Raw genomic sequence first — 517 nt, 5'->3', positions numbered from 1 at the left:
GATCGACAACCTGCAGGACGGCGCCGCGGTGGGCGTGGGCGACGTCGTCGCCAAGATCCCGCAGGAAGCGTCGAAGACCCGCGACATCACCGGTGGTCTGCCGCGCGTGGCCGATCTGTTCGAAGCGCGCAAGCCGAAGGATCCGGCGGTGCTGGCCGAGCGTTCGGGCATCATCAGCTTCGGCAAGGACACCAAGGGCAAGCAGCGCCTGATCATCAAGGACACCGATGGTTCGGAGCACGAAGAGCTGATCCCGAAGTACCGCCAGGTCATCGTGTTCGAAGGCGAGCATGTCACCAAGGGTGAAACCATCGTGGACGGCGAGCCGAGCCCGCAGGACATCCTGCGCCTGCTGGGTGTCGAACCGCTGGCCGCCTACCTGGTGAAGGAAATCCAGGACGTGTACCGCCTGCAGGGCGTGAAGATCAACGACAAGCACATCGAGGTGATCACCCGCCAGATGCTGCGCAAGGTCGAAATAACCGACCAGGGCAGCAGCAAGTTCCTGAACGGCGAA

The 517-nt window shown here is 63.2% G+C and carries 1 pseudogene; it reads left to right on the top strand.

The annotated features are described in order from the left end of the window. A pseudogene (locus DAI20_RS20360) lies at positions 1 to 517 on the top strand (hypothetical protein); the annotation flags it as partial.

This window comes from Planctomonas deserti (assembly GCF_003067705.1).
GTDB lineage: Bacteria > Actinomycetota > Actinomycetes > Actinomycetales > Microbacteriaceae > Planctomonas > Planctomonas deserti.
Note: the sequence above shows the minus strand (reverse complement) of the source record. Positions and strands in the feature narration are given on the sequence as shown.